The following is a 20,149-nucleotide window of genomic DNA, read 5'->3' as shown; positions in this document are numbered from 1 at the left end:
GGTGATTGTTATGAAATACGCGGCAATCGTTCTGTTTCTTCTGCCGGTCGCGTTGATGGCTCAGGGCACATATTCATCTGGTGCCCATGCCCACGGTGCCGGGCGGTTGGGTGTTACCCTGTCCGACGGCGCGGTTGCGCTGGTGCTTGAGGTGCCGGGCCACGATATCGTGGGCTTCGAACATCCGGCCGAGAACGAAGATAATCGCGCCCGTGTCGCGGATGCGATCTCGGACCTGTCCGAACCACTGACCCTGTTCGAACTGCCGCCCGAGGCCGGCTGCATCACCGCATCGGCCAATGTGGCGCTGGTTGGCGATGCCTTCGGTCAGGATGAGACGGCAGAGAGCGGCGGTGCCGCGCATAATGAATTTCACGCCGAATACCTGCTTCAGTGCGAGGATATCGCGGCGATGAACATGATCCGGTTCACTTATTTCGACCGCTTCACGAAAGCCCGGCGGCTGAGCGTTCAACTGACCTCACCCTCCGGCACGCAGGACGTGGTGGTCCAGCGTGAAACGCCCCTGTTGACCTTACCCTAAGGCGCGCGGCCTGATTTTAGGTCAGCGCCTTTTGCATCGCGTAATACGAGGCCTTGGGCCGCCGCTCCAGCGTCTCGAAATCCACATCGACCAGCCCGAACCGCTTTTCATACCCCAGCGCCCATTCGTAATTGTCCAGCAGGGACCAGACGAAATACCCCTTGACCGGGACCCCATGATCCAGCGCCACCCGCACCTCGGCCAGATGCTGATCCAGATAGTCGATCCGGTCATTGTCCTGCTGACGCTCGGGGCTCGCCATCCCGTTTTCGGTGACATAGATCGGCAGATCGCCGGTGTGATCGCGCGCGGTGCGGATCAGAAAGCGGGACAGGGCGGCGGGATCGACCTCCCACCCCATCTGGGTTTTGGGCAGGGGGCCGGGCATCTCTTGCAGCGATGGCCAGGGCGTCTCGGCGGGGGCGATCAGCTTGCGGGTATAGTAGTTCAGACCGCACCAGTCGACGGGCGCGCCGATCGTGTCGAAATCGTCCTGCCAGCCCTCGGGCAGATGCGGGGCAAGGCCCGTTAGCACATTCTGCGGATAGGCTTTGTTGAACACCCCACCCAGAAAGAAGCGGTTGTAGATCCCGTCATAAAGTGCCGCCGCAGCCTGCGCCCCGGCGCTGTCATCCGCCGGTTCGGCCCATTCCAGATTGAACACCGCGCCCAGATTGGACATGCCAAGCCCGCGCATGGTTTCGATGGCCCGGCCATGGGCCAGCAGCACGTGATGCATCGCGCGGGCGGTGGCGCGGATGTCGCGCAGGCCGGGGGCGTGGTGGCCGTCGAAATGGCTCAACCAGCTGACGCACCACGGCTCATTGATCGGCGCGACGCTGTGCATCCGGTCGCCGATCCGCCCCATGATGACCTGCGTGAAATCCGCAAACCACCCGGCGATATCGCGATTGCGCCACCCCCCCAGATCGGCCAGCGGCGAGGGCAACTCCCAATGATACAGCGTGGCACAAGGCTTGATGCCGCGTTCCAGCAGCGCATCGGCAAGGCGGTCATAGAAATCCAGACCCTCTTGGTTCACCGCCCCGCGCCCTTCGGGCAGCACGCGGGCCCAGCTGGTGGAAAACCGGTAACAGTCGAAGCCGGCATCGCGGATCAGGTCGAAATCGCCAGGAAAGCGGGTGTAATGATCGCATGCCACATCGCCGTTCTCGGCCCTCACCACATTGCCCGGCGTTGCAGCGAAACTGTCCCAATGGGTTGTCCCCGCACCACCCTGCGCGTGGCCTTCGATCTGATAGGCCGAAGTTGCGGCACCAAACTGGAAATCCTGCGGGAAATCTGCGCGTTTATGTTTCATATCAAGCCCTTTGCGGTGCCGGCCCGGTCGAGCTGCCAACAACCAGCTCAGCCTCCAGCAGGCATGTTTTCGGGGGGTCATCGGGCGCGTTGATCCGCGCGATCAGCATCTCTGCCGCCAGCTCTCCGGCATGTCGAACGGATGACCGGGTTGCAGTAAAAATCGGCACATCCTGCCCGTTGCGCATATAAGACAGCTCATCATCATGGGCGATGACCGAGATATCGCGACCCATCCTCAGCCCGTTCTCTTCCAGCGCGCGCCGGACACCGACCGCCGAGATGATCGACGAGGCCAGAATGGCCGTCGGCGGATCGGCCAGTTTCAGCATGTCGCAGGCGGTCTGGTGGCCGTAGATCTCGGTCATCTCGGCGCTGCGCAGCAAGTCCGGGTCGGGCGCGATTCCGGCCCCGGCAAGGGCCGCCACATAGCCGTTCCGGCGGCGCTGGGCGAAATCCATGTCTTCCAGCCCGTTGATCAGCGCGATCCGGCGATGCCCCAGATCAAGCAGGAATCGCGTTGCCCGCTCGAACGAGCGCTGATTGTTCACGTCGATCCAGTCATAGGGTTCATCCGCGCCGGTCGACCGGCCATGCACGATAAACGGCACCCCCATGCGTGATAGCACGGAAATCCGCGGTTCATGCACCTTGGGGCCCTGCAGCACGACGCCGTCCACGACGCCCCGGTTGAATAAGCTGCGATACGACGCTTCGACCGAGGTATCCGGCGCGTGGGTGAACATCATGTCATAATTATTCGCCGCATAGGTCCGCGCGGCACCGGCGACGAAATCCCCGAAGATCGGGTTCACCATCTCATGCTGCGATGAGGTAGGAATCACGTGCCCGATCACCATCGACCGCCCTGTCGCCAGCCCCTTGGCGCGGCTGTTGGGGCGGTATCCATGCTTGTCCGCCGCCGCCCGCACCCGGATGCGCGTATCCTCGTTCACCTCGGGGTAACCGTTCAGCGCGCGGCTGACGGTTGTCTGCGAAAGACCGAGAATTTCCGAGAGTTTCTTAAGGTTCATGGCTTTCAAAGCGCCTTCAAATCGGGCCTTTTATTGTTGTGTTGTGAATTTCCCTCTGCGTCAACCTGTTTTGCGATCGGGGCTGAAATGGCCGCATAGATGGGTCTTTGATAACGAAATATTGACAGAAGGCAAATGTTAGCGGATAAACTCGGGCATTCAAAGCGCTTTGAAAATCGAATCTCGAACGCGCTGAACACAGTTGGGAGGAAGTCTTCATGAAACACTCGCTTTACGCAGGCGCGGCCACGTTCGCCCTGATGGCGGGCGCGGCCCAGGCCGACAAAGTGACCGTGTTCGGGCCTTGGCTGGGGCCGGATCAGGAGAATGTCGAAAAGGTTCTGGATGGATTTGCCGCCGCGACGGGTCATGAATATGCCTATGTCGGCTCGGACAGTTTCGAGCAGCAGATCAGAATCGATGCCGAAGCCGGATCGGCCCCGAACGTCGCCGTCTTCCCGCAGCCCGGTCTGGCGGCGGATATGGCCAAGTCGGGTTTTCTGACCCCGCTGGGTGACGGCACCGCCGATTGGATTCGCGACAACTATGCCGCCGGTCAGTCCTGGGTCGATCTGGGCACCTATGCCGGGCCGGACGGGGCGGACCACCTGTACGGGTTCTTCTACAAGGTCGATGTGAAATCGCTGGTCTGGTACGTGCCCGAGAATTTTGAGGACGCAGGCTATGAGGTCCCGACGACGATGGAAGAGCTCAAGGCGCTGACCGACCAGATCGTCGCTGACGGCGAGACGCCGTGGTGCATCGGTCTGGGATCCGGCGGCGCGACCGGCTGGCCCGCGACGGATTGGGTCGAGGATATGATGCTGCGCACCCAATCGCCCCAGGATTATGACGCCTGGGTCGCCAATGAGATGAAGTTCAACGATCCCAAGGTGATCGAAGCCATCGAGGAATTCGGAGCCTTCGCCCGCAATGACGACTACGTCGCTGGCGGCGCGGGCGCGGTGGCGACCACGGATTTCCGCGATAGCCCCAAGGGCATGTTCAGCTCACCCCCGCAATGCTACCTGCATCGTCAGGCCTCGTTCATTCCGGCCTTCTTCCCCGAAGGCACCGTTGTGGGTGAGGATGCCGACTTCTTCTACTTCCCCGCCTATGAAAGCAAGGATCTGGGCAGTCCGGTTCTGGGTGCCGGGACGCTCTGGGCGATCACCAATGACAGCCCCGCAGCGCATGATCTGATTGCCTATCTGCAAACGCCCGAAGCGCATGAGATCTGGATGCAGCTGACCGGCTTCCTGACCCCGCATAAGGGCGTCGATACGTCGCTGTTCTCGGACCCGACGCTGGCAAAGATGAACGACATCCTGCTGGGCGCGACCACCTTCCGGTTTGACGGGTCCGATCTGATGCCGGGCGGCGTGGGTGCGGGCACCTTCTGGACCGGTATGGTCGATTATGCTGGCGGCAAGCCTGCACAAGAGGTGGCCGACGAAATCCAATCCTCCTGGGATGCGCTGGACTAAGCGCGTCTGACAGCGGGCGGTCTGCGCGTCAGGCCGCCCAATCCCCTTTCGCAACGGAGAGCGTCATGCATCCGGCACTTCAGGGCCTGCTGACCATCGCCATCGGCGTGTCGGGCTGTGTGGGCTATTTCTACCTGTCGAACCAGTTTCTGGACAAGATTCTATTCCCGGCGCGCGGGCCGAATGCAGGTCGCAATATCAACCGCGCCAACATGATCCGACCCTGGCTGTTCCTGTTTCCCGCGCTGCTGGCGCTGGGTCTCTATCTGGCCTACCCGGTGGTCGAGACGCTGCGCCTGTCGCTGACCGATCGCATCCCCGGCGGCGGTTACGAATGGGTCGGGCTGGACAATTATCGCCAGATGGCCGCCGAGCCGAAATTCTGGGAGGCCATGCGCAACAACATGCTGTGGCTGATCGTGGTTCCGGCGATGTCGACCGCGTTCGGGCTGCTGGTGGCGCAGCTGACCGACCGTATCCGCTGGGGCAACGTGGCCAAGGCGCTGATCTTCATGCCGATGGCGATCTCATTCGTGGGGGCCTCGGTGATCTGGAAACTGGTCTATGATACGCGGCCTGCGGAACAGGATCAGATCGGTATCCTGAACGCGCTTTACATCTTCTTTGGTGGGACCGAGCCGCAGACATGGCTGACCATCCCGTTCTGGAACAGCTTTTTCCTGATGATCGTTCTGGTCTGGATTCAGACGGGCTTTGCCATGGTGATCCTGTCCGCTGCGCTGCGCGGCATCCCCGAGGAAACCATCGAGGCCGCCATTCTGGACGGTGCCAACCCGTTCCAGATTTTCTTCAAGATCAAGGTGCCGCAGATCAAGACCACGATTCTGGTGGTGTGGACGACGATCACCATCACCGTACTCAAGGTCTTTGACATCGTTTTTGCCATGACCAACGGGCAATGGGAAACGCAGGTTCTGGCCAATTACATGTTCGACAAGCTGTTCCGCGCCAATGACTGGGGCGTGGGGTCGGCCTCGGCCATGGTGATCATGCTGCTGGTGACGCCGATTCTTGTCTGGAATGTGCGCAATGCGCGCAAGGAAATGGAATAGGGGGTCGGCATGAACGATATTGCAGGAACCAAACCGGCCCTCAGATGGGTGGTCCATGCCTCGGTCCTATTTCTGGTGGTGCTGTGGGTGTTTCCGACGCTGGGTCTGCTGATCTCGTCCTTCCGGACGGCGGATCAGATCGCGACCAGCGGTTGGTGGCGGTCGCTGTTCCCGTCCGAGCAGAACCTGACTCTGCGCAGCGCCGCACCCGAGACGCAGGTGCTGCAGAACGGGCTCTATGTGATCGAGGGCAACCTGTTTGACGCAGGCGTGACCGCGAAGATCTCGAAATGGGGCGTCAGTTCCCGCGCGGTCGATGCGTTCACGCCGGGCGAAACCGCCGAGCTGCGCCGCGGTGGCACGATTACCGTCGATGCCGATGGCAGTTACCGGATGGAAAACTCCGAGGAATTCTCGGGCAGCCGGGGCGCGCGCGTCTTTGTGACGGCCGAGTTGCCCCCCGAATTCACGCTCGACAACTATCACAAGGTGCTGCTGGCCGAAGACAGCACCGACAGCATGGGCAAGGCCTTTTTCAACACGCTCACTGTGACGATCCCGGCAACGATCATCCCGATCCTTGTCGCCGCCTTTGCGGCCTATGCGCTGGCATGGATGGATTTCCCGGGCCGCGCCCTGCTGATTGCAGCGGTGGTCGGCTTGCTGGTTGTTCCCTTGCAACTGGCGCTGATCCCGCTGCTGAAACTTCACCTGAATATCGGGATACCCAAAGGCTATCTGGGCGTCTGGCTGGCGCATACCGGGTTCGGGATGCCGCTGGCGATCTACCTCTTGCGCAACTACATGGCCGGACTGCCGCGCGATCTGATCGAAAACGCCCGGGTCGATGGCGCGACCGAGTTCCAGATCTTCACCAAACTGATCCTGCCGCTCAGCTTCCCGGCGCTGGCCTCGTTTGCGATCTTCCAGTTCCTGTGGACATGGAACGATCTGCTGGTCGCCAAGGTGTTCCTGATCGACGCCACCGGCCAGACCACGGTGATGACCAACCGTATTGTCGAGCTGTTGGGCACCCGTGGTGGCAACTGGGAAATCCTTGCCACGGCGGCGTTTGTCTCGATCGCGGTGCCGCTGGTGGTCTTCTTTGCAATGCAAAAATATCTGGTCCGCGGCCTGCTGGCCGGGTCCGTAAAATAAGGGCGTGTGATGAACGTGCAAACCACAGCATTCAAAACAACCGAAGCAAAGTCCGACTGGTGGCGCGGCGGCGTGATCTATCAGATCTATCCGCGCAGCTTTCAGGACAGCAATGGCGACGGGATCGGAGACCTCAGGGGCATCACGCAGCGGCTGGGCTATATCGCCTCGCTGGGGGTCGATGCGATCTGGATTTCGCCGTTCTTCAAGTCTCCGATGAAGGATTTCGGATATGATGTCAGCGATTACCGCGATGTCGATCCGATGTTCGGCACCATGGCGGATTTCAAGGAATTGCTGGATCAGGCCCATGCGCATGGGCTGAAGGTGATGATCGACCTCGTGCTGTCGCACACCTCGGACCAGCACCCGTGGTTCAGCGAAAGCCGCGCTGATCGCGAGAACGCGAAATCCGATTGGTATGTCTGGGCTGATCCCAAACCTGACGGGACGCCGCCGAACAACTGGCTGTCGATCTTTGGCGGCTCGGCCTGGCAATGGGATGCGCGGCGGCTGCAGTATTACCTGCACAACTTCCTGACCTCGCAGCCGGACCTGAACTTCCATTGCCCCGACGTGCAGGATGCGCTGCTGGATGTGGCCCGGTTCTGGCTTGATCTGGGGGTCGATGGCTTCCGTCTGGATACGATCAACTTCTATTTCCACGACGCGCAGCTGCGCGACAATCCCGGCCTGCCGATGGATCAGCGCAATGCCTCGATCGCGCCGATGGTGAACCCCTACAACCATCAGGATCACCTTTATTCCAAAAGCCAGCCCGAGAATATTGCGTTCCTCGAACGCCTGCGCGCCCTGACCGACGAATACGAAGGCCGCGCCTGTCTGGGTGAGGTCGGCGATGCGCAGCGCGGGCTTGAGATCATGGGCGAATACACCACCGGCGATAAGCGGATGCATATGTGTTACGCGTTCGAATTCCTCGAAAAGCGAGCGCTTACAGCTGCCTACGCCAAGCAGGTTTTCGATCAGCTTGAGGACAAGGCAGGCGACGCATGGCCCTGCTGGGCGTTCTCGAACCATGACGTGCAGCGTCACGCCTCACGCTGGGGACTGGATGATGCGGCGATCCGGCAGCACGCGGTTCTGATGATGTGTCTGCGCGGGTCCGCGTGCCTCTATCAAGGCGAGGAACTGGGCCTGCCCGAGGCCGATGTGGCATTCGAAGACCTGCAAGACCCCTATGGCATCGAATTCTGGCCCGAGTTCAAGGGCCGCGACGGATGCCGCACGCCGATGGTCTGGGCCGCGCAGGACGAACAATCCGGGTTCAGCACAGGCCGCCCGTGGTTGCCGGTCAGCTCGCCTCAGGCCGAGCGGGCGGTGGACCGGCTGGAGCAGGACCCGGCGTCGATGCTGCACCACTACCGCCGCGCTATCGCGCTGCGTCACGCGCATTCGGCGCTGATGTCCGGGGCGCAGTCGGGGATGGCGCAGTCCGGATCGGTGCTGACTTTCACCCGCGAGGATGCAGCGCAACAGGTGTTCTGCGCCTTCAATCTGGGATCAGACCCCGCCGAGGTGACCCTGCCCGGCGGTGACTGGCACGTGATCGGGGAGGAGTTGGGCGGCGTTCAGGGCGCAGATACGGTAACGCTGGACGCCGCTCAATTCTGTTTGCTGGCCCGGGAAAAGAGGTAAACCATGTCGGAACTCAAGCTCACGGATGTGGCCAAATCTTATGGCCCGGTCGATGTCCTGAAACATATCGACCTCGAGATCGAGCAGGGCGAACTGATCGTCTTCGTCGGCCCCTCGGGCTGTGGCAAATCCACCTTGCTGCGGATGATCGCGGGCCTTGAAAAGATCACCGGCGGCACACTCGAGATCGAGGGGCTGGTGGTCAACGATGTGCCGCCCGCGCAGCGGGGCATCGCGATGGTGTTCCAGTCTTACGCGCTCTATCCGCATATGACGGTGCGCGAAAATATGGCCTTCGCGCTCAAGATCGCCAAGATGCCAAGCGCCGAGGTCGATGCGGCCGTGGAACGCGCCGCCCAGATCCTGCAGCTTGAACCGCTGCTGGATCGCCTGCCCAAGGCGTTGTCAGGCGGGCAGCGTCAGCGGGTCGCCATTGGCCGCGCCATCGTGCGTGATCCCAAGGTCTATCTGTTTGACGAGCCGCTCTCGAACCTTGATGCCGCCCTGCGCGTGGCCACCCGCATCGAGATCGCGCGCCTGAAAGAGGCGATGCCCGACAGCACGATGATCTACGTCACCCACGATCAGGTCGAGGCGATGACGCTGGCCAGCCGCATTGTGGTTCTGGCCAACAAGGGCATCGCGCAGGTCGGCACGCCGCTGGAGCTGTATGAAACCCCCGACAACGAATTCGTCGCTCAGTTCATCGGCTCACCCGCCATGAACCTGCTGCCGGGCACCATCACGGCGACCGGAGACACCACCACCGTCACGCTCGAGGGCGGCGGCGTGGCGGTCTCGTCAATTCCCACCGAGGCGGCGGATGAAGGCAAGACCGTCAATATCGGCGTCCGGCCCGAGGATCTGGTGCTGACCGACGATGCCCCGATCTATGCCGGTGTGGTGGATTTCACCGAAGCGCTGGGCGAGGTCACGTTGCTGTATTTCGCAGCCCCCGAAGGCCGCGAGGCGGTGATCGCCAAGCTGCCGGGTGTTCAGCGCAATCTGCGGGGACAAAGCGTCTCGGTCACGGCCGCACCCGACAAGGTGCATCTGTTCCACAACGGTCAGTCGATGCGGCGCTAAGCCAGTTTTGCCAGAAAGCCCGAGACCTTCCCAAGGCCCTCGCGGATGATCGACGGCGTGTTGGCATAGCCGATCCGCACGCATCCTTCGAGGCCAAGCGCCGAGCCCGGTGTGAACATCACCCCGGTCTCTTGCAGCAGTTTCACGCAGAATTCGCGCGATGGCACGTCGAAATCATAGTGCAACAGCGCCGTTGTGCCCGCGCTGGGTTTGATCCAGCTGATGCGCGGTTCGCCGGCGACCCACTCTTCCAGCATCGCAAGGTTGCCGCGTGTGATCGCCTGACTGCGCGCCAGTACCTTGTCGCAGTTTTCCAGCGCTAGGGCGGCAAAATGGTCGTCGATCATGCCGACCGAGATCGTGTCATAGTCGCGGTGAACCGACACCGCCTCGATCAGATCAGGCGGCCCGGCGATCCAGCCCAACCGCAGCCCCGCCAGCGAGAACGCCTTGGACATGCCTGCCGTCGAAATCCCTTTCTCATAAAGATCCGCCACCGCCTCGGTCATCCCTGAACCGTCCTGCCCGGTGCCGCGATAGACCTCATCGCACAGCAGCCAGGCCCCGGCGGCGCGGGCGATCTCGGCGATCTCAAGCAGGAAGGCACGGTCCATCACCGCGCCGGTCGGGTTATTAGGGTTGTTGATCGCAATCAGCCGGGTTCCGGGCGTCGCGGCGGCGCGCAGTTCGTCCAGATCGGGCAGATAGCCGTTTTCGGCGCGCAGATGGACCTGCGACACCTCGGCCCCGATACTGGCCGGGATCGAGTAATGCTGCTGATAGGTCGGCACCACCGCCACCACCTTGTCGCCGCGTTCAACCAGCGTCTTGTGGACCAGCATATTGGCCCCGATCGTGCCGTGGGTGACGATGATATTCTCGCGATTTTGCTGGTCATACAGTCCACAGATCGCATCGCGCAGACGGTCCGACCCCCGGATGGCGCCATAGGTCATCTTCATCCCCAGCAACTCGGACAGATCATTCGAGTTCCGACCCGCCAGTTGCAGCAACTCGGCAATGCTCAGGCTCTCGACGCAAGTTTCGGCAAGGTTATAGGCGCAGCGGGTTTCCCACTCGTCCATCCAGATTTCGACGCCAAAGGGTTCGATCTTCATCGCGCGCTCCTGCCTGACCAAGCCACCGCGCATGGTTCCCATGACGCGCGGACAAGGTCAACCGCGCCCTAGCCCGACTGGATCGCCGCAACCGCCGCTTGCACCGCCGCTTGCGTCAGATCCAGATCGGCCTGCGTCACCGCCATCGACGGGTAGAGCTTGCCGGGGGCCTTGAACACGCCCTTCTCGCGCAGCGCTGCGTTATAGCGGGCATTCCGGCCGGGATCGTCATGGGCGGCGCTGCGGTAGTCGCGGCAGGGCTGGTCGGTGAAATAGATATCGAACAGGGTTTCATCGCCGCAAATCCGGTGCGCGATTCCCGCTTCGGTCAAGGCCTCGGACTGCATCGTCTGCAGCTTGCGCCCGATGTCACGCAGGTGATCATAAGCCCCGTCACGGGCCAGAACCTCCATCGTTTTCAAGCCCGCTGCGGCGGCAACCGGATTGCCCGACAAGGTGCCAAGCTGCATCAGCCAGCCATCCGCGCCGACCTTATCCTTGTCAAAATGCTGCATGATCTCGGCACTCGCCCCTAGGGCGGCCAGCGGAAACCCTCCGCCGATGATCTTGCCCAAGGTGCAGATATCGGGCGTCACGCCATAGCGTTCCTGTGCACCGCCATAGGCGAGGCGAAAGCCGGTGACGATCTCGTCAAAGATCAGCAAAACAGCGTGTTGGTCGCACAGATCGCGCAGCCCTTGCAGATAGCCGGGCTCGGGCGGAACAATCCGTTGTAAGGGTTCGACGATGATCGCGGCCACGTCGTCATGTTCCATCAGCAGCGCCGCCACCGCCTCAAGGTCATTGAACGGCGCGATCAGCATCTGATCAGCCACGCCCTGCGGGATACCGGCGCTGTCGGGCACGGCTTGCGGAAAATTCACCCGTTTCGTGGGTGCAAGGCTCATCTGCGCTTCGGCGCTCATGCCGTGATAACCGCCTTCGAATTTCAGGATCTTGTCCTTGCCCGTATAGGCGCGCGCCAGCCGGATCGCGTACATATCTGCCTCGCCGCCCGAGGCGACAAAGCGCACCTGTTCACAGCACGGCACGGCGTTGACGATGGCCTCGGCCAGTTCCACGCCTTTGCTATTATTGGCAAAGAAGGTCATGCCGAGGGGCAGCTGTTCCAGTACTGCCTCCATCACCTCGGGGTGGCCGTGGCCCAGTAGCATCGGGCCAGAGCCGATCAGATAGTCAACATACTCGTTGCCATCCTCGTCCCAGACCCGGCTGCCTTCGCCGCGCGCGATCAGGATACCGGGGTCGAAATTGCCGAACCCTCCGGCGGGCAGAACCGCTTGCGCGCGGGCGATCCATTCGGATTGAGAGTGAAGTTTCAGCATCTGTCAGGCCATTTCCATGATCGGAGTTCCAAGGAGGTCCGGATCGGGCGTCACCCCCAGCCCCGGGCCGTCGGGCGGCGCGATCCGACCATCCGCGCGCACCGGAGCATCCGGGCAGAGGCGCGGTGAGACGTAAGAGGACAGGTCGCAAGTGTTCATCAGCGAACCATGCGGCGTTGAGGCGGCAAAATGCAATGCGGCAGCGGTCACAATGTCCGACCCCCACGTGCATTCGGCACATATCTCGGCCCCCAGATGCATGGTCAGATCGCGGGCGCGGCGCATTGCCGACAAGCCGCCGAATTTCGACAGCTTCAGCGCAACCGCATCCATGCAGCCCAGTTCAGAGGCCCGCAGTAACGAGGCCAGATCATGCGCGTTTTCGTCGATTTTCATCGGCAAGCCAGTGGCCTGACGCACGGCGGCGCAATCCTCGAGCGTTTTGCAGGGTTGTTCCAGCATGACATCCAGATGTGCCACGGCGCGCCCGGTGCGGGTGGCCTGCAGGCGCGAGGCGCCGCAGTTCCAGTCGCCATAGACCAGCGGGCCATTGCCCACAGCCTCGCGCACTTTGGTCAGCCGTTCAGCATCCGCCTGCCAGTCGCCCTCGACCCCCAGCTTGACCTGAAACTGTCGGATACCGGTTTGATAGGTGGCTTGGGCGATCCGCACCATCTCATCCGGGGCGACGCAGGTAATGGAGTGATAAAGCGGCATGTCCTTGTGGGCCCGCCCGCCCAAAAGGGTATGAACCGGCTGCCCCGTGGCTTTCCCGAACAGATCCCACAAAGCGATATCGACGATCGACTTGGCGTGCGCGTGACCTTGCAGAAAGCCATCCAGTTTCCGCATCGGCGCATCGACGCCAAACGGAGACATGCCAAGGATTTCGGGTGCCATCTCGGCCACCGCGCTTGGGACGCCTTGGGCGAAGGCGGGCAGGTAGTGCGGGATCGGGCAGACCTCGCCCCAGCCTTGCAGGCCGGTATCGGTTTCCAGACACAGCACATGGGTCTCGACCGTGGCACAGGTCTTACCATCGGCCATGTAGTAGGTTTCATGGCTGATCAGGTCGATGGACCAGAGAGAGAGTTTTGTGATCTTCATATTAACCACCGGTCGAATTTGGTAGCGGCGGAGGCAGAGGGGCCAGCCCCTCTCTTGGCCTGCGGCCAATTCACTCCCCGGGATATTTTTGGCCAGATGAAGAGGTGGATCATGGCCGGGCCTCGTAGGTTGCGATCGGAGGGCCGAGGCTTGCCAGGTCGGGGGTGACGCCCATGCCGGGGTTGTCGGGTGCATGGAGTTTGCCGCCCCGCGCCACCGCGCCGCCGATCCCGGTCGAGCGGGTGTTGTAATTCATCAGGTCTTTGGTGTTCTGCAGATACTCGGGCGGGGTTGAGGTGGCGAAGTGGGCGACGGCGGCGGTGGCGATTTCACCGCCCCATGTGTCCTCGGCGACCACTGGGATGCGGTTTTCGATCAGGTAATCGCGTACCCGCCGCGCTTTGCTGAGCCCGCCGAGGTTTGAGATTTTCAGGCAGCATATTTCGGCGCCGCGATCCGCGACGATCCGTTGGGCCATGCGCATTCCGGTCAGGCATTCGTCCAGCTTCATGGGTTGATCCGCGACGCGGCGGACCTGCTGGCATTCTTCATAGGTTCGACAAGGCTGTTCGAGGATGAAGTCCAGATCGTTTGTCGCCCGCGCCACTCGGATCGCATTGTCGACGCGCCAGCCCTGATTGGCATCCGCCATCGCCGTTTCCCCGGCGTTCAGCAGCGGCACGGTTGCGCGTATCCGGTCGATATCGGCCGCCCAATCGCCGCCGACCTTGATCTGGAACTGGCGATAGCCCTGATCGCGATAGGCATTCATCTCGGCGATGGTTTCATCCGTCGTTTTCTGCGGTGCGACCCGATACATCGGCGCGCCGTCGGTCAGCTTGCCCCCCAGCAGCATCCAAACCGGCTGGTCGCAGGCCTGCCCGAGGATATCCCAGCAGGCCGCATCAAACGGAGCCTTGGCGTAGCCGTGGCCCTGCACCAGGTGATCCATCAGCTGCTCGATCCGTGCGACCTGTCGCGGGTCTTCGCCCAGCAGGTCGGGGGCGATCAGTTTTGCCAGCGCCGGAACACCCTGAGAGTGGGCGATCATGTAGTTTTCACCGCAGGGCGTGAACTCACCACTGCCTTGCAGACCCGCGTCGGTGTCGATGACTACCACCGAGGCTGTCGCCGTTTCGATCGCATTTTCCGCGCCCCAGACATATGCGCCGCCCACATAGGGCAACGCGGTCTGGTATATGCGGATGCGGGTGATTTTCATGGGATGACCACGATGTTGCCGGTGTGTTTTTTGGCGATGAACGCGGATTGCGCTTGGTGCAGATCGCGCAGCGGATAGGTCGCGGCGAGGGCGGGTTTGACCTCGCCCGCCTCGATGTATCGCACGAGGTTCTGCATGACCTCGGGGTCGATCACGGTCGAGCCGGTGAAGGTCAGATCGCGCAGATAGAAGGTGCGCAGGTCAAAGTCGACCATCGGCCCGGCGATTGCGCCAGAGCAGGTATAGCGCCCGCCGCGTTCGAGGATGTCGATGAGTTGCGGCCAGTACGGCCCGCCCACGACATCTGCGAGGACGGTGACCTTTTCATCGCCCAACGCGGCGCGCAGGTCATCGGGCGCGCGGGGCAGAATGCGGTCGGGGCCGAGCTTGGCAACGTCGGCGTGTTTGGCCTCGGACGCCATGGCGATCACCCGCGCGCCGCGGCGTTTGGCCAGTTGCACTAACGCGCCGCCCACGCCACCCGACGCGCCGGGGACCAGAACCGTGTCGGTTTCCCTGACATTTGCGCGGGTCAGCATGCCTTCGGCTGTCGAATACGAGCAGGAGAATGTTGCCAGTTCCGCATCCGACAGGGGGGATTGGATCGCAATGGCGTTGCGTGCCGGGATGGTGGTGTATTGCGCGAACCCACCGTCTCGTTCCGAGCCGAAATAGCCGGTCTTGTCTTTGTTCTGGGGGTCCGCCGGATCGCGCAGCCAGCAATCGGTGATCACCCGCTCGCCGATGCGGTTTGGATCGACGCCTTCGCCAATGGCGACGATCTGGCCGCAGACATCCGCGCCCTGAATGTGCGGGAAAACCAGAGGCGCGCCGCCCCATGTCGGGTCATCTTTGCCCACGTCGTCGAATGCGCCTCCGGTCGTGGCATCGCTGACGGTTTTCGAATACCAGCCGGATCGCGTGTTCACGTCGGTGTTGTTCAGCCCGCAGGCCCCGACTTTGATCAGCACTTCGCCCGGGGCGGGGGTGGGGCAGGGCCATTCCTCGTGCCAGACCATCTGATCCAGATCGCCGTGGCCCATCGTGACCATGGCTTGCATGGTCGCGGGTTGCGTCATTGCGCAGCCTCCAGCACGGTGTCGGTACGGGGCAGCAGGCTTTGTGGGTCATAAGCGGGTTCGGACAGGACGCGCGCGGCGCGAGGGGTGCCGTGGATAATGACCTGCAGTTCGGTGCCTGCCGCAGTAGCTTCGGGTTTGATGTAGGCAAAGGCGAGGATTTTTCCGACCGTGTGCCCATAGGCCACGGATGCAATCGAACCGACGACGCGCCCGTCCAGCAGTACCGCTTCGCCGCCATGTCCGTCGATCTCTCCGTCCGGTTCGATTTCGAGATAAGCGCAGATCCATGGCAGGTTGGTGTTCAGGGTTTTGTCCTTGCCCAGATAGTCTTTGTCGGTTCGGGCAAAACGCAAAACGTCGGCCTCGGCGAGCGTCACCTCGTTGGTCAATTCTCCGGCGCCTTTGAAGCCTTTCTCCATCCGCATGACATTCATCGCGAAGCTGCCGTAATCGGCGATCCCATGCGCCTCACCTGCAGCCCAGAGCGCGTTGTAGACGTCCAGACAGGCGTCATTGGGCATGTGCAGTTCCCAGCCAAGCTCTCCGGCATAGGACATCCGGAAGGCCCAAATGTCGTGACCCGCGATCTTGATCTGCTGCGCTGAAAGCCAGCGAAAACCGGCATTGCTAAGGTCAGCATCTGTGCAAGCGCCCAACACGTCGCGCGACCTTGGCCCGTTCAGGGACAAGGCCGACCAATCGGCGGAAAGCGCGGTGATCGTGACATCTTCTTCGTTACGCTGTTGCGCCAGATGATCCAACAGGCGTTGTTCGAAGAATGCCGCACAGACGAGGTAATAGCGGTCCTGCGCCATACGCACGACGGTCGTTTCCAACTCAATCCGACCCCGGCGGTTCAGCATATGGGTCAGGGTGATCGAGCCGTCTTTTTGCGGCATCCGGTTCGCGGTCAGACGATCCAGCAGATCATAGGCATCCGGGCCCGAAACCTCGACCTTGGTGAAGGCGGTGACGTCCATGATGCCGACCCGTTCGCGCACCGCCTGAACCTCTTGCGCGACCATGTCGTCGGCTGGCGTTCGGCGGAAGGAATAATGATCCTGCTGTGCCACCCCGTCGCGGGCGAACCAGCGCGGGCGCTCGAAGCCGTAGACTTCTTCATGCACAGCGCCCTTGGATTTCAGCACCTCATGCAGCGGCGACGGTTTGATCGGACGACCCGCCAACCGGTTGAAGTGTGGGAAGGGGATTTCGTGACGCAGGCAGTAGTCCTCCTCGGCCTTGATCACCTGCCAATCCTTGGTGGCATAGCTGCCAAACCGGCGCGGATCATATTCGCGCATCGAGATATCGGCGGCCCCATGCACCATCCATCGCGCCAACTCGCGCGTCAGGCCCGGCCCCCAGCCGATCCCGATCTGCGTGCCGCAGCAGCACCAGTAGTTGCGCACACCCGGCGCAGGACCGATCAGCGGGTTGCCATCGGGTGGATGGCTGATTGCGCCGTGTACCTCGCGCTGAATGCCCAGTTCCGCAAAGATCGGCATCCGGTTCAGGCTTTCCTCGAGCCACGGCATCACCCGGTCGTAATCCGCATCGAACAGCCAGTTCTCGTAATCCCACGGGCAATGGTCGTGCCAGACCGAGTTCGGGTTCTCTTTCTCGTAAATCCCGATCAGGCCACGCTTTTGTTCCATCCGTATGTAGCCCGACACCTTTTTGTCGTCGCGGATCACCGGCAGTTCCTTGTCCAGAGCCTCGAATTCGGGCACCGGTTCCGTCACAAAGTAATGGTGCGTCATCGAGGTCATCGGCAGTTGCAGGCCCGACCACTCGCCCATCTGCCGCGCATAGGTGCCGCCGGCGTTGACCACATGCTCGCAGGTGATCGTGCCTTTCGGTGTTTCAACAACCCATTCGCCGCTTTCGGCCTGCGTGATGTTCGTCGCCTGACAATGCCGGATGATCCGAACGCCTTTCTGACGCGCGCCTGCAGCCATCGCCATCGTCACATTGGTCGGGTCCACGTGGCCGTCGTCGGGCGTGTGCAGCGCGCCGAGCACACCGTCCAGATTGTAGAAGGGATGCAACTCAGCCACGCGATCCGGGCCGACAAGCTCTATGTTGAAACCCAGCGAGCGGCCCACGGACAGGGTATGGCGCAGCCAGTCCATCTCATCCTTGGTATAGGCCAGCCGGAAAGAGCCGCAGCCATGCCATGTCACGGCCTGTCCGGTCTCGGCCTCCAACGCACCGGAATAGAGGCCGATATTATAATCGACGCATTTTCCCAGACCAAAGCTCGAGGTCGAATGGGTGATCTGCCCCGCCGCATGCCACGTGCTGCCGCTGGTCAGTTCGGCCTTTTCCAGCAGCACGGTCTCTGCGCCCCAGCCTTCGTGCCCAAGGTGGTAGGCAAGGCCCACGCCCATCACTCCGCCACCCACAATAACCACGCGTGCGTGGGTCGGGAAATCAGATGCCATCGGATCACTCCTCTGAGTCGATTTTGTCTCGACAGCGTAAGCAAACAAAAGTACCATCGTCAATCATGAATGGGACAAATGTATCAAGATCGATTCTCGAACGGTTGGCGGATGAACTGTCCGAGCTGACGCCCGAGGCGCGCAAAGCCGCCACCTACGTGCTGGAAAACCCCCGTGACGTGGGGGTTTCTACCGTGCGCGAGATTGCTGAGGCCGCGAATGTGAAGCCCAACACCATCGTCCGCATGGCGCGGCAGGTGGGGTTCGAAGGGTACGAGGATTTCCGCGTGCCATTCCGCGACGCGATCCGGCGCGGGCAGGCTGATTTCCCCGACCGCGCCCGCTGGCTGCAGGACATTCGCAAGTCCGGCAATATGGGTGGGCTTTATGCCGATATGGTTCAGGACGCCCTGCGCAATGTCGAGGAGACCTTTGCCAATATCTCGTCCGAACAGTTGAAAGCTGCCGCCGAGGATATCTGGAACTCGCGCAATGTGTTTGTGCTGGGCGTGGGTGTGAACAACTCGAACGCGCGGAATTTTGTCTATCTGGCCTCGACCGGAATGGTGCAGTTCCATGCCATCCCACGCCCCGGATCAAATCCGATCGATGATCTGGCATGGGCGGACAAGCGCGATGTCCTGATCGCCATGACCTGCAAACCCTATCGCAACGAGGTGGTCGAGGCGGTGCAGGTCGCGCGCGAGCAGGGGTTAAAGATCGTCGGCCTATCGGACAGCCCGGCCAGCCCGATCCTGCGCGCGGCGGATCATGGCTTTGTCATCTCGGCTGATACGCCGCAATTCTTCCCATCCTCGGTCAGCACGGTTGCCCTACTGGAAACGCTGCTGTCCTTCGTGATCGCCGTTGCCAGCGATGAGATCGTCGAGCGGGTCGAGACCTTTCACAAACGCCGCCATCAGCTTGGCCTTTACCACTCGGAGGACACGTGACAGCTCCCATCCAATCCCTCGCAGCCCGGTATTACACAGATCCCGCCGTGTTCCGCATGGAAACCGAGGGGTTGCTGGCCCGTACATGGCAATTCGGCTGCCACGCCTCTGAACTTGCCGAACCGGGCGCATACGTCGCGTTTGAAGTCGCCGGACAGGACCTGTTTGCCATCCGGGGCCGCGATGACAAAATCCGCGTGTTCTACAATGTCTGCCAACACCGCGCGCACCAACTGGTCGAAGGCACCGGGACGACGCGCGTCGTCGTCTGCCCCTACCACGCCTGGACCTATGAGTTGACAGGAGAGCTACGGGCCGGGCCGAACCTGAAGGCGGTTGAAGGGTTCGACAAATCCTCGGTCTGCCTGAACGAGGTGCGCAGCGAAGAGTTTCTGGGTTTTGTTTTCGTCAATCTCGACCCCGATGCCGCGCCGATGGACGATTGGTTCCCGAACGCGCGCGCCGAGCTTGAGGAATGGGTGCCCAACTGGGCCGATCTGAAGCCGCTGGAATGGGTCGAGATACCCGAGCTTTGCAACTGGAAGGTGTCGGTCGAGAACTACTCGGAATGCTACCACTGTTCGCTCAACCATCCGACCTTTGCGAACGGAGTGGTGAAGCCTGAAACCTATGACATCCAACCTCAGGGCATGTGCCTGCGTCATACGACCGAATGCCAGAGCCTTGAGAACATGACCTACGACATTCAGTCGGGCTTTAAACACTTCGATGAATATTCCAGTTGGTTCCTCTGGCCGATGTTCTCATTCCAAGTCTATCCGGGGAACGTGCTGAATACTTATCACTGGCGCGCCGTGGACGCCGATCATGTGGTGGTCTGGCGCGGCTGGTACACGGTGGGCGGCGTGGACGATCAAAAGATACGCCAACTCGCGGCGCAGGATCGGGCAACCACGGTGGAAGAAGATATCCGGCTGGTCGAATCCGTACAGCGCGGCCTGCATTCACGCGGCTATCGCCCCGGCCCGCTGGTGATTGACCCCAAGGGCGGAGTGAATTCAGAACACCCCGTCATGCATTTGCAAAAATGGATGCGCGACGCCATCGACGAACAGCCTCAGAGGACCGGATCATGAGCACATTTGACGAAGACCTGTTCCTGAAAGGTCTTGAGCAGCGCAAGGCGACGCTGGGCGCGGAATACGTGGAAAAGAACCTCGCAGCTGCCGACGATTTCACCCGCCCGTTTCAAGAGGCGATGACCGCCTGGTGCTGGGGCTTCGGCTGGGGAGATGACGTGATCGACGCGAAGACACGGTCGATGATGAACCTGTCGATGATCGGCGCGCTGGGCAAGATGCACGAATGGGAGATCCATTGCCGAGGTGCGATCAACAACGGCGTCTCCACCGAGGAAATCCGCGCCATCATCCACGTGATCGGCATCTATTGCGGCGTGCCGCAGGCGCTGGAATGTTTCCGCGTGGCGCGCAAGGTGCTGGAACAGGCACCCGACACCTGACGCGGGAAAACCCCACGCTTGCCTAATCCG

General features: G+C 61.7%; 17 protein-coding genes. 9 read left to right on the top strand and 8 right to left on the bottom strand.

The annotated features are described in order from the left end of the window. Nucleotides 1-10 precede the first annotated feature (10 nt). A complete protein-coding gene (locus ACR1XV_RS15355; protein ID WP_480532842.1) occupies nt 11-544 on the top strand; it encodes a ZrgA family zinc uptake protein in 534 nt (177 codons plus the stop codon). Nucleotides 545-560: 16 nt separating this feature from the next. Here the strand turns inward: ACR1XV_RS15355 and ACR1XV_RS15350 are convergent, their stop codons facing one another. Both ACR1XV_RS15350 and ACR1XV_RS15345 read right to left on the bottom strand, forming a co-directional pair. Further along, entirely contained in the window at nt 561-1,865 is a 1,305-nt protein-coding gene (locus ACR1XV_RS15350) for a GH1 family beta-glucosidase (RefSeq protein WP_480532840.1), read from the bottom strand. A gap of 1 nt (nt 1,866) precedes the next feature. Beyond that, nucleotides 1,867-2,898 carry a LacI family DNA-binding transcriptional regulator gene (locus ACR1XV_RS15345; RefSeq protein ID WP_480532838.1) on the bottom strand — a complete coding sequence of 344 codons (1,032 nt, stop codon included), beginning with the start codon at nt 2,896-2,898 and terminating at the stop codon, nt 1,867-1,869. A gap of 218 nt (nt 2,899-3,116) precedes the next feature. Between ACR1XV_RS15345 and ACR1XV_RS15340 the strand changes: the two genes are divergently transcribed. From ACR1XV_RS15340 to ACR1XV_RS15320, 5 genes are all read left to right on the top strand, one after another. Beyond that, complete coding sequence (locus tag ACR1XV_RS15340; protein WP_480532836.1) at nt 3,117-4,385, top strand: ABC transporter substrate-binding protein; 1,269 nt, start codon at nt 3,117-3,119, stop codon at nt 4,383-4,385. A gap of 65 nt (nt 4,386-4,450) precedes the next feature. After that, nucleotides 4,451-5,458 carry a carbohydrate ABC transporter permease gene (locus ACR1XV_RS15335; protein WP_480532834.1) on the top strand — a complete coding sequence of 336 codons (1,008 nt, stop codon included), beginning with the start codon at nt 4,451-4,453 and terminating at the stop codon, nt 5,456-5,458. 9 nt (nt 5,459-5,467) lie between these two features. After that, nucleotides 5,468-6,616, top strand: coding sequence for a carbohydrate ABC transporter permease (locus tag ACR1XV_RS15330; RefSeq protein ID WP_480532832.1), 1,149 nt, complete (start codon nt 5,468-5,470; stop codon nt 6,614-6,616). Nucleotides 6,617-6,625: 9 nt separating this feature from the next. Next, a complete protein-coding gene (locus ACR1XV_RS15325) occupies nt 6,626-8,275 on the top strand; it encodes an alpha-amylase family glycosyl hydrolase (RefSeq protein ID WP_480532830.1) in 1,650 nt (549 codons plus the stop codon). Nucleotides 8,276-8,278: 3 nt separating this feature from the next. Next, nucleotides 8,279-9,361 carry an ABC transporter ATP-binding protein gene (locus ACR1XV_RS15320; RefSeq protein ID WP_480532828.1) on the top strand — a complete coding sequence of 361 codons (1,083 nt, stop codon included), beginning with the start codon at nt 8,279-8,281 and terminating at the stop codon, nt 9,359-9,361. On the opposite strand, the gene ACR1XV_RS15315 is transcribed toward ACR1XV_RS15320, so the two are convergent. The 6 genes from ACR1XV_RS15315 to ACR1XV_RS15290 form a co-directional block, all read right to left on the bottom strand. Further along, the gene (locus ACR1XV_RS15315; protein ID WP_480532826.1) at nt 9,358-10,479 is read right to left on the bottom strand and encodes an aminotransferase; all 1,122 of its coding nucleotides are present in this window, start codon (nt 10,477-10,479) and stop codon (nt 9,358-9,360) included. The genes ACR1XV_RS15320 and ACR1XV_RS15315 overlap by 4 nt on opposite strands. A 68-nt stretch (nt 10,480-10,547) precedes the next feature. Then, nucleotides 10,548-11,825 (bottom strand): aspartate aminotransferase family protein, encoded by a 1,278-nt coding sequence (locus ACR1XV_RS15310; protein ID WP_480532824.1) that lies wholly within the window; start codon nt 11,823-11,825, stop codon nt 10,548-10,550. Nucleotides 11,826-11,828: 3 nt separating this feature from the next. After that, the gene (locus tag ACR1XV_RS15305; protein ID WP_480532822.1) at nt 11,829-12,932 is read right to left on the bottom strand and encodes a mandelate racemase/muconate lactonizing enzyme family protein; all 1,104 of its coding nucleotides are present in this window, start codon (nt 12,930-12,932) and stop codon (nt 11,829-11,831) included. Nucleotides 12,933-13,041: 109 nt separating this feature from the next. After that, nucleotides 13,042-14,154 (bottom strand): mandelate racemase/muconate lactonizing enzyme family protein, encoded by a 1,113-nt coding sequence (locus tag ACR1XV_RS15300; protein ID WP_480532820.1) that lies wholly within the window; start codon nt 14,152-14,154, stop codon nt 13,042-13,044. Beyond that, a complete protein-coding gene (locus ACR1XV_RS15295) occupies nt 14,151-15,233 on the bottom strand; it encodes an alcohol dehydrogenase family protein (RefSeq protein WP_480532818.1) in 1,083 nt (360 codons plus the stop codon). Before ACR1XV_RS15295 ends, ACR1XV_RS15300 begins: the two co-directional genes overlap by 4 nt. Then, entirely contained in the window at nt 15,230-17,683 is a 2,454-nt protein-coding gene (locus ACR1XV_RS15290) for an FAD-dependent oxidoreductase (protein WP_480532816.1), read from the bottom strand. Before ACR1XV_RS15290 ends, ACR1XV_RS15295 begins: the two co-directional genes overlap by 4 nt. A 65-nt stretch (nt 17,684-17,748) precedes the next feature. Between ACR1XV_RS15290 and ACR1XV_RS15285 the strand changes: the two genes are divergently transcribed. Genes ACR1XV_RS15285 through ACR1XV_RS15275 form a run of 3 tightly spaced genes read left to right on the top strand, consistent with a single transcriptional unit; the run spans nt 17,749 to nt 20,119 of the window. Beyond that, on the top strand, nt 17,749-18,636 hold the full coding sequence (locus tag ACR1XV_RS15285) for a MurR/RpiR family transcriptional regulator (RefSeq protein ID WP_480532814.1): 888 nt from the start codon (nt 17,749-17,751) through the stop codon (nt 18,634-18,636). Beyond that, on the top strand, nt 18,633-19,733 hold the full coding sequence (locus ACR1XV_RS15280; RefSeq protein ID WP_480532812.1) for an aromatic ring-hydroxylating oxygenase subunit alpha: 1,101 nt from the start codon (nt 18,633-18,635) through the stop codon (nt 19,731-19,733). Before ACR1XV_RS15285 ends, ACR1XV_RS15280 begins: the two co-directional genes overlap by 4 nt. After that, nucleotides 19,730-20,119: a carboxymuconolactone decarboxylase family protein gene (locus ACR1XV_RS15275; protein WP_480532810.1), complete on the top strand. Its 390-nt coding sequence runs from the start codon at nt 19,730-19,732 to the stop codon at nt 20,117-20,119. The genes ACR1XV_RS15280 and ACR1XV_RS15275 overlap by 4 nt, the downstream gene beginning before the upstream one ends. The last annotated feature ends 30 nt before the right edge of the window (nt 20,120-20,149 follow it).

It is taken from the genome of Ruegeria sp. AD2(2025) (assembly GCF_056542385.1).
Note: the sequence above shows the minus strand (reverse complement) of the source record. Positions and strands in the feature narration are given on the sequence as shown.

Excerpts from the sequence above, each read along its gene's own strand:
- ACR1XV_RS15355 (WP_480532842.1), top strand. The coding sequence starts at position 11 with ATGAAATACGCGGCAATCGTTCTGTTTCTTCTGCCGGTCGCGTTGATG.
- ACR1XV_RS15350 (WP_480532840.1), bottom strand. The coding sequence starts at position 1,865 with ATGAAACATAAACGCGCAGATTTCCCGCAGGATTTCCAGTTTGGTGCC.
- ACR1XV_RS15345 (WP_480532838.1), bottom strand. The coding sequence starts at position 2,898 with ATGAACCTTAAGAAACTCTCGGAAATTCTCGGTCTTTCGCAGACAACC.
- ACR1XV_RS15340 (WP_480532836.1), top strand. The coding sequence starts at position 3,117 with ATGAAACACTCGCTTTACGCAGGCGCGGCCACGTTCGCCCTGATGGCG.
- ACR1XV_RS15335 (WP_480532834.1), top strand. The coding sequence starts at position 4,451 with ATGCATCCGGCACTTCAGGGCCTGCTGACCATCGCCATCGGCGTGTCG.
- ACR1XV_RS15330 (WP_480532832.1), top strand. The coding sequence starts at position 5,468 with ATGAACGATATTGCAGGAACCAAACCGGCCCTCAGATGGGTGGTCCAT.
- ACR1XV_RS15325 (WP_480532830.1), top strand. The coding sequence starts at position 6,626 with ATGAACGTGCAAACCACAGCATTCAAAACAACCGAAGCAAAGTCCGAC.
- ACR1XV_RS15320 (WP_480532828.1), top strand. The coding sequence starts at position 8,279 with ATGTCGGAACTCAAGCTCACGGATGTGGCCAAATCTTATGGCCCGGTC.
- ACR1XV_RS15315 (WP_480532826.1), bottom strand. The coding sequence starts at position 10,479 with ATGAAGATCGAACCCTTTGGCGTCGAAATCTGGATGGACGAGTGGGAA.
- ACR1XV_RS15310 (WP_480532824.1), bottom strand. The coding sequence starts at position 11,825 with ATGCTGAAACTTCACTCTCAATCCGAATGGATCGCCCGCGCGCAAGCG.
- ACR1XV_RS15305 (WP_480532822.1), bottom strand. The coding sequence starts at position 12,932 with ATGAAGATCACAAAACTCTCTCTCTGGTCCATCGACCTGATCAGCCAT.
- ACR1XV_RS15300 (WP_480532820.1), bottom strand. The coding sequence starts at position 14,154 with ATGAAAATCACCCGCATCCGCATATACCAGACCGCGTTGCCCTATGTG.
- ACR1XV_RS15295 (WP_480532818.1), bottom strand. The coding sequence starts at position 15,233 with ATGACGCAACCCGCGACCATGCAAGCCATGGTCACGATGGGCCACGGC.
- ACR1XV_RS15290 (WP_480532816.1), bottom strand. The coding sequence starts at position 17,683 with ATGGCATCTGATTTCCCGACCCACGCACGCGTGGTTATTGTGGGTGGC.
- ACR1XV_RS15285 (WP_480532814.1), top strand. The coding sequence starts at position 17,749 with ATGAATGGGACAAATGTATCAAGATCGATTCTCGAACGGTTGGCGGAT.
- ACR1XV_RS15275 (WP_480532810.1), top strand. The coding sequence starts at position 19,730 with ATGAGCACATTTGACGAAGACCTGTTCCTGAAAGGTCTTGAGCAGCGC.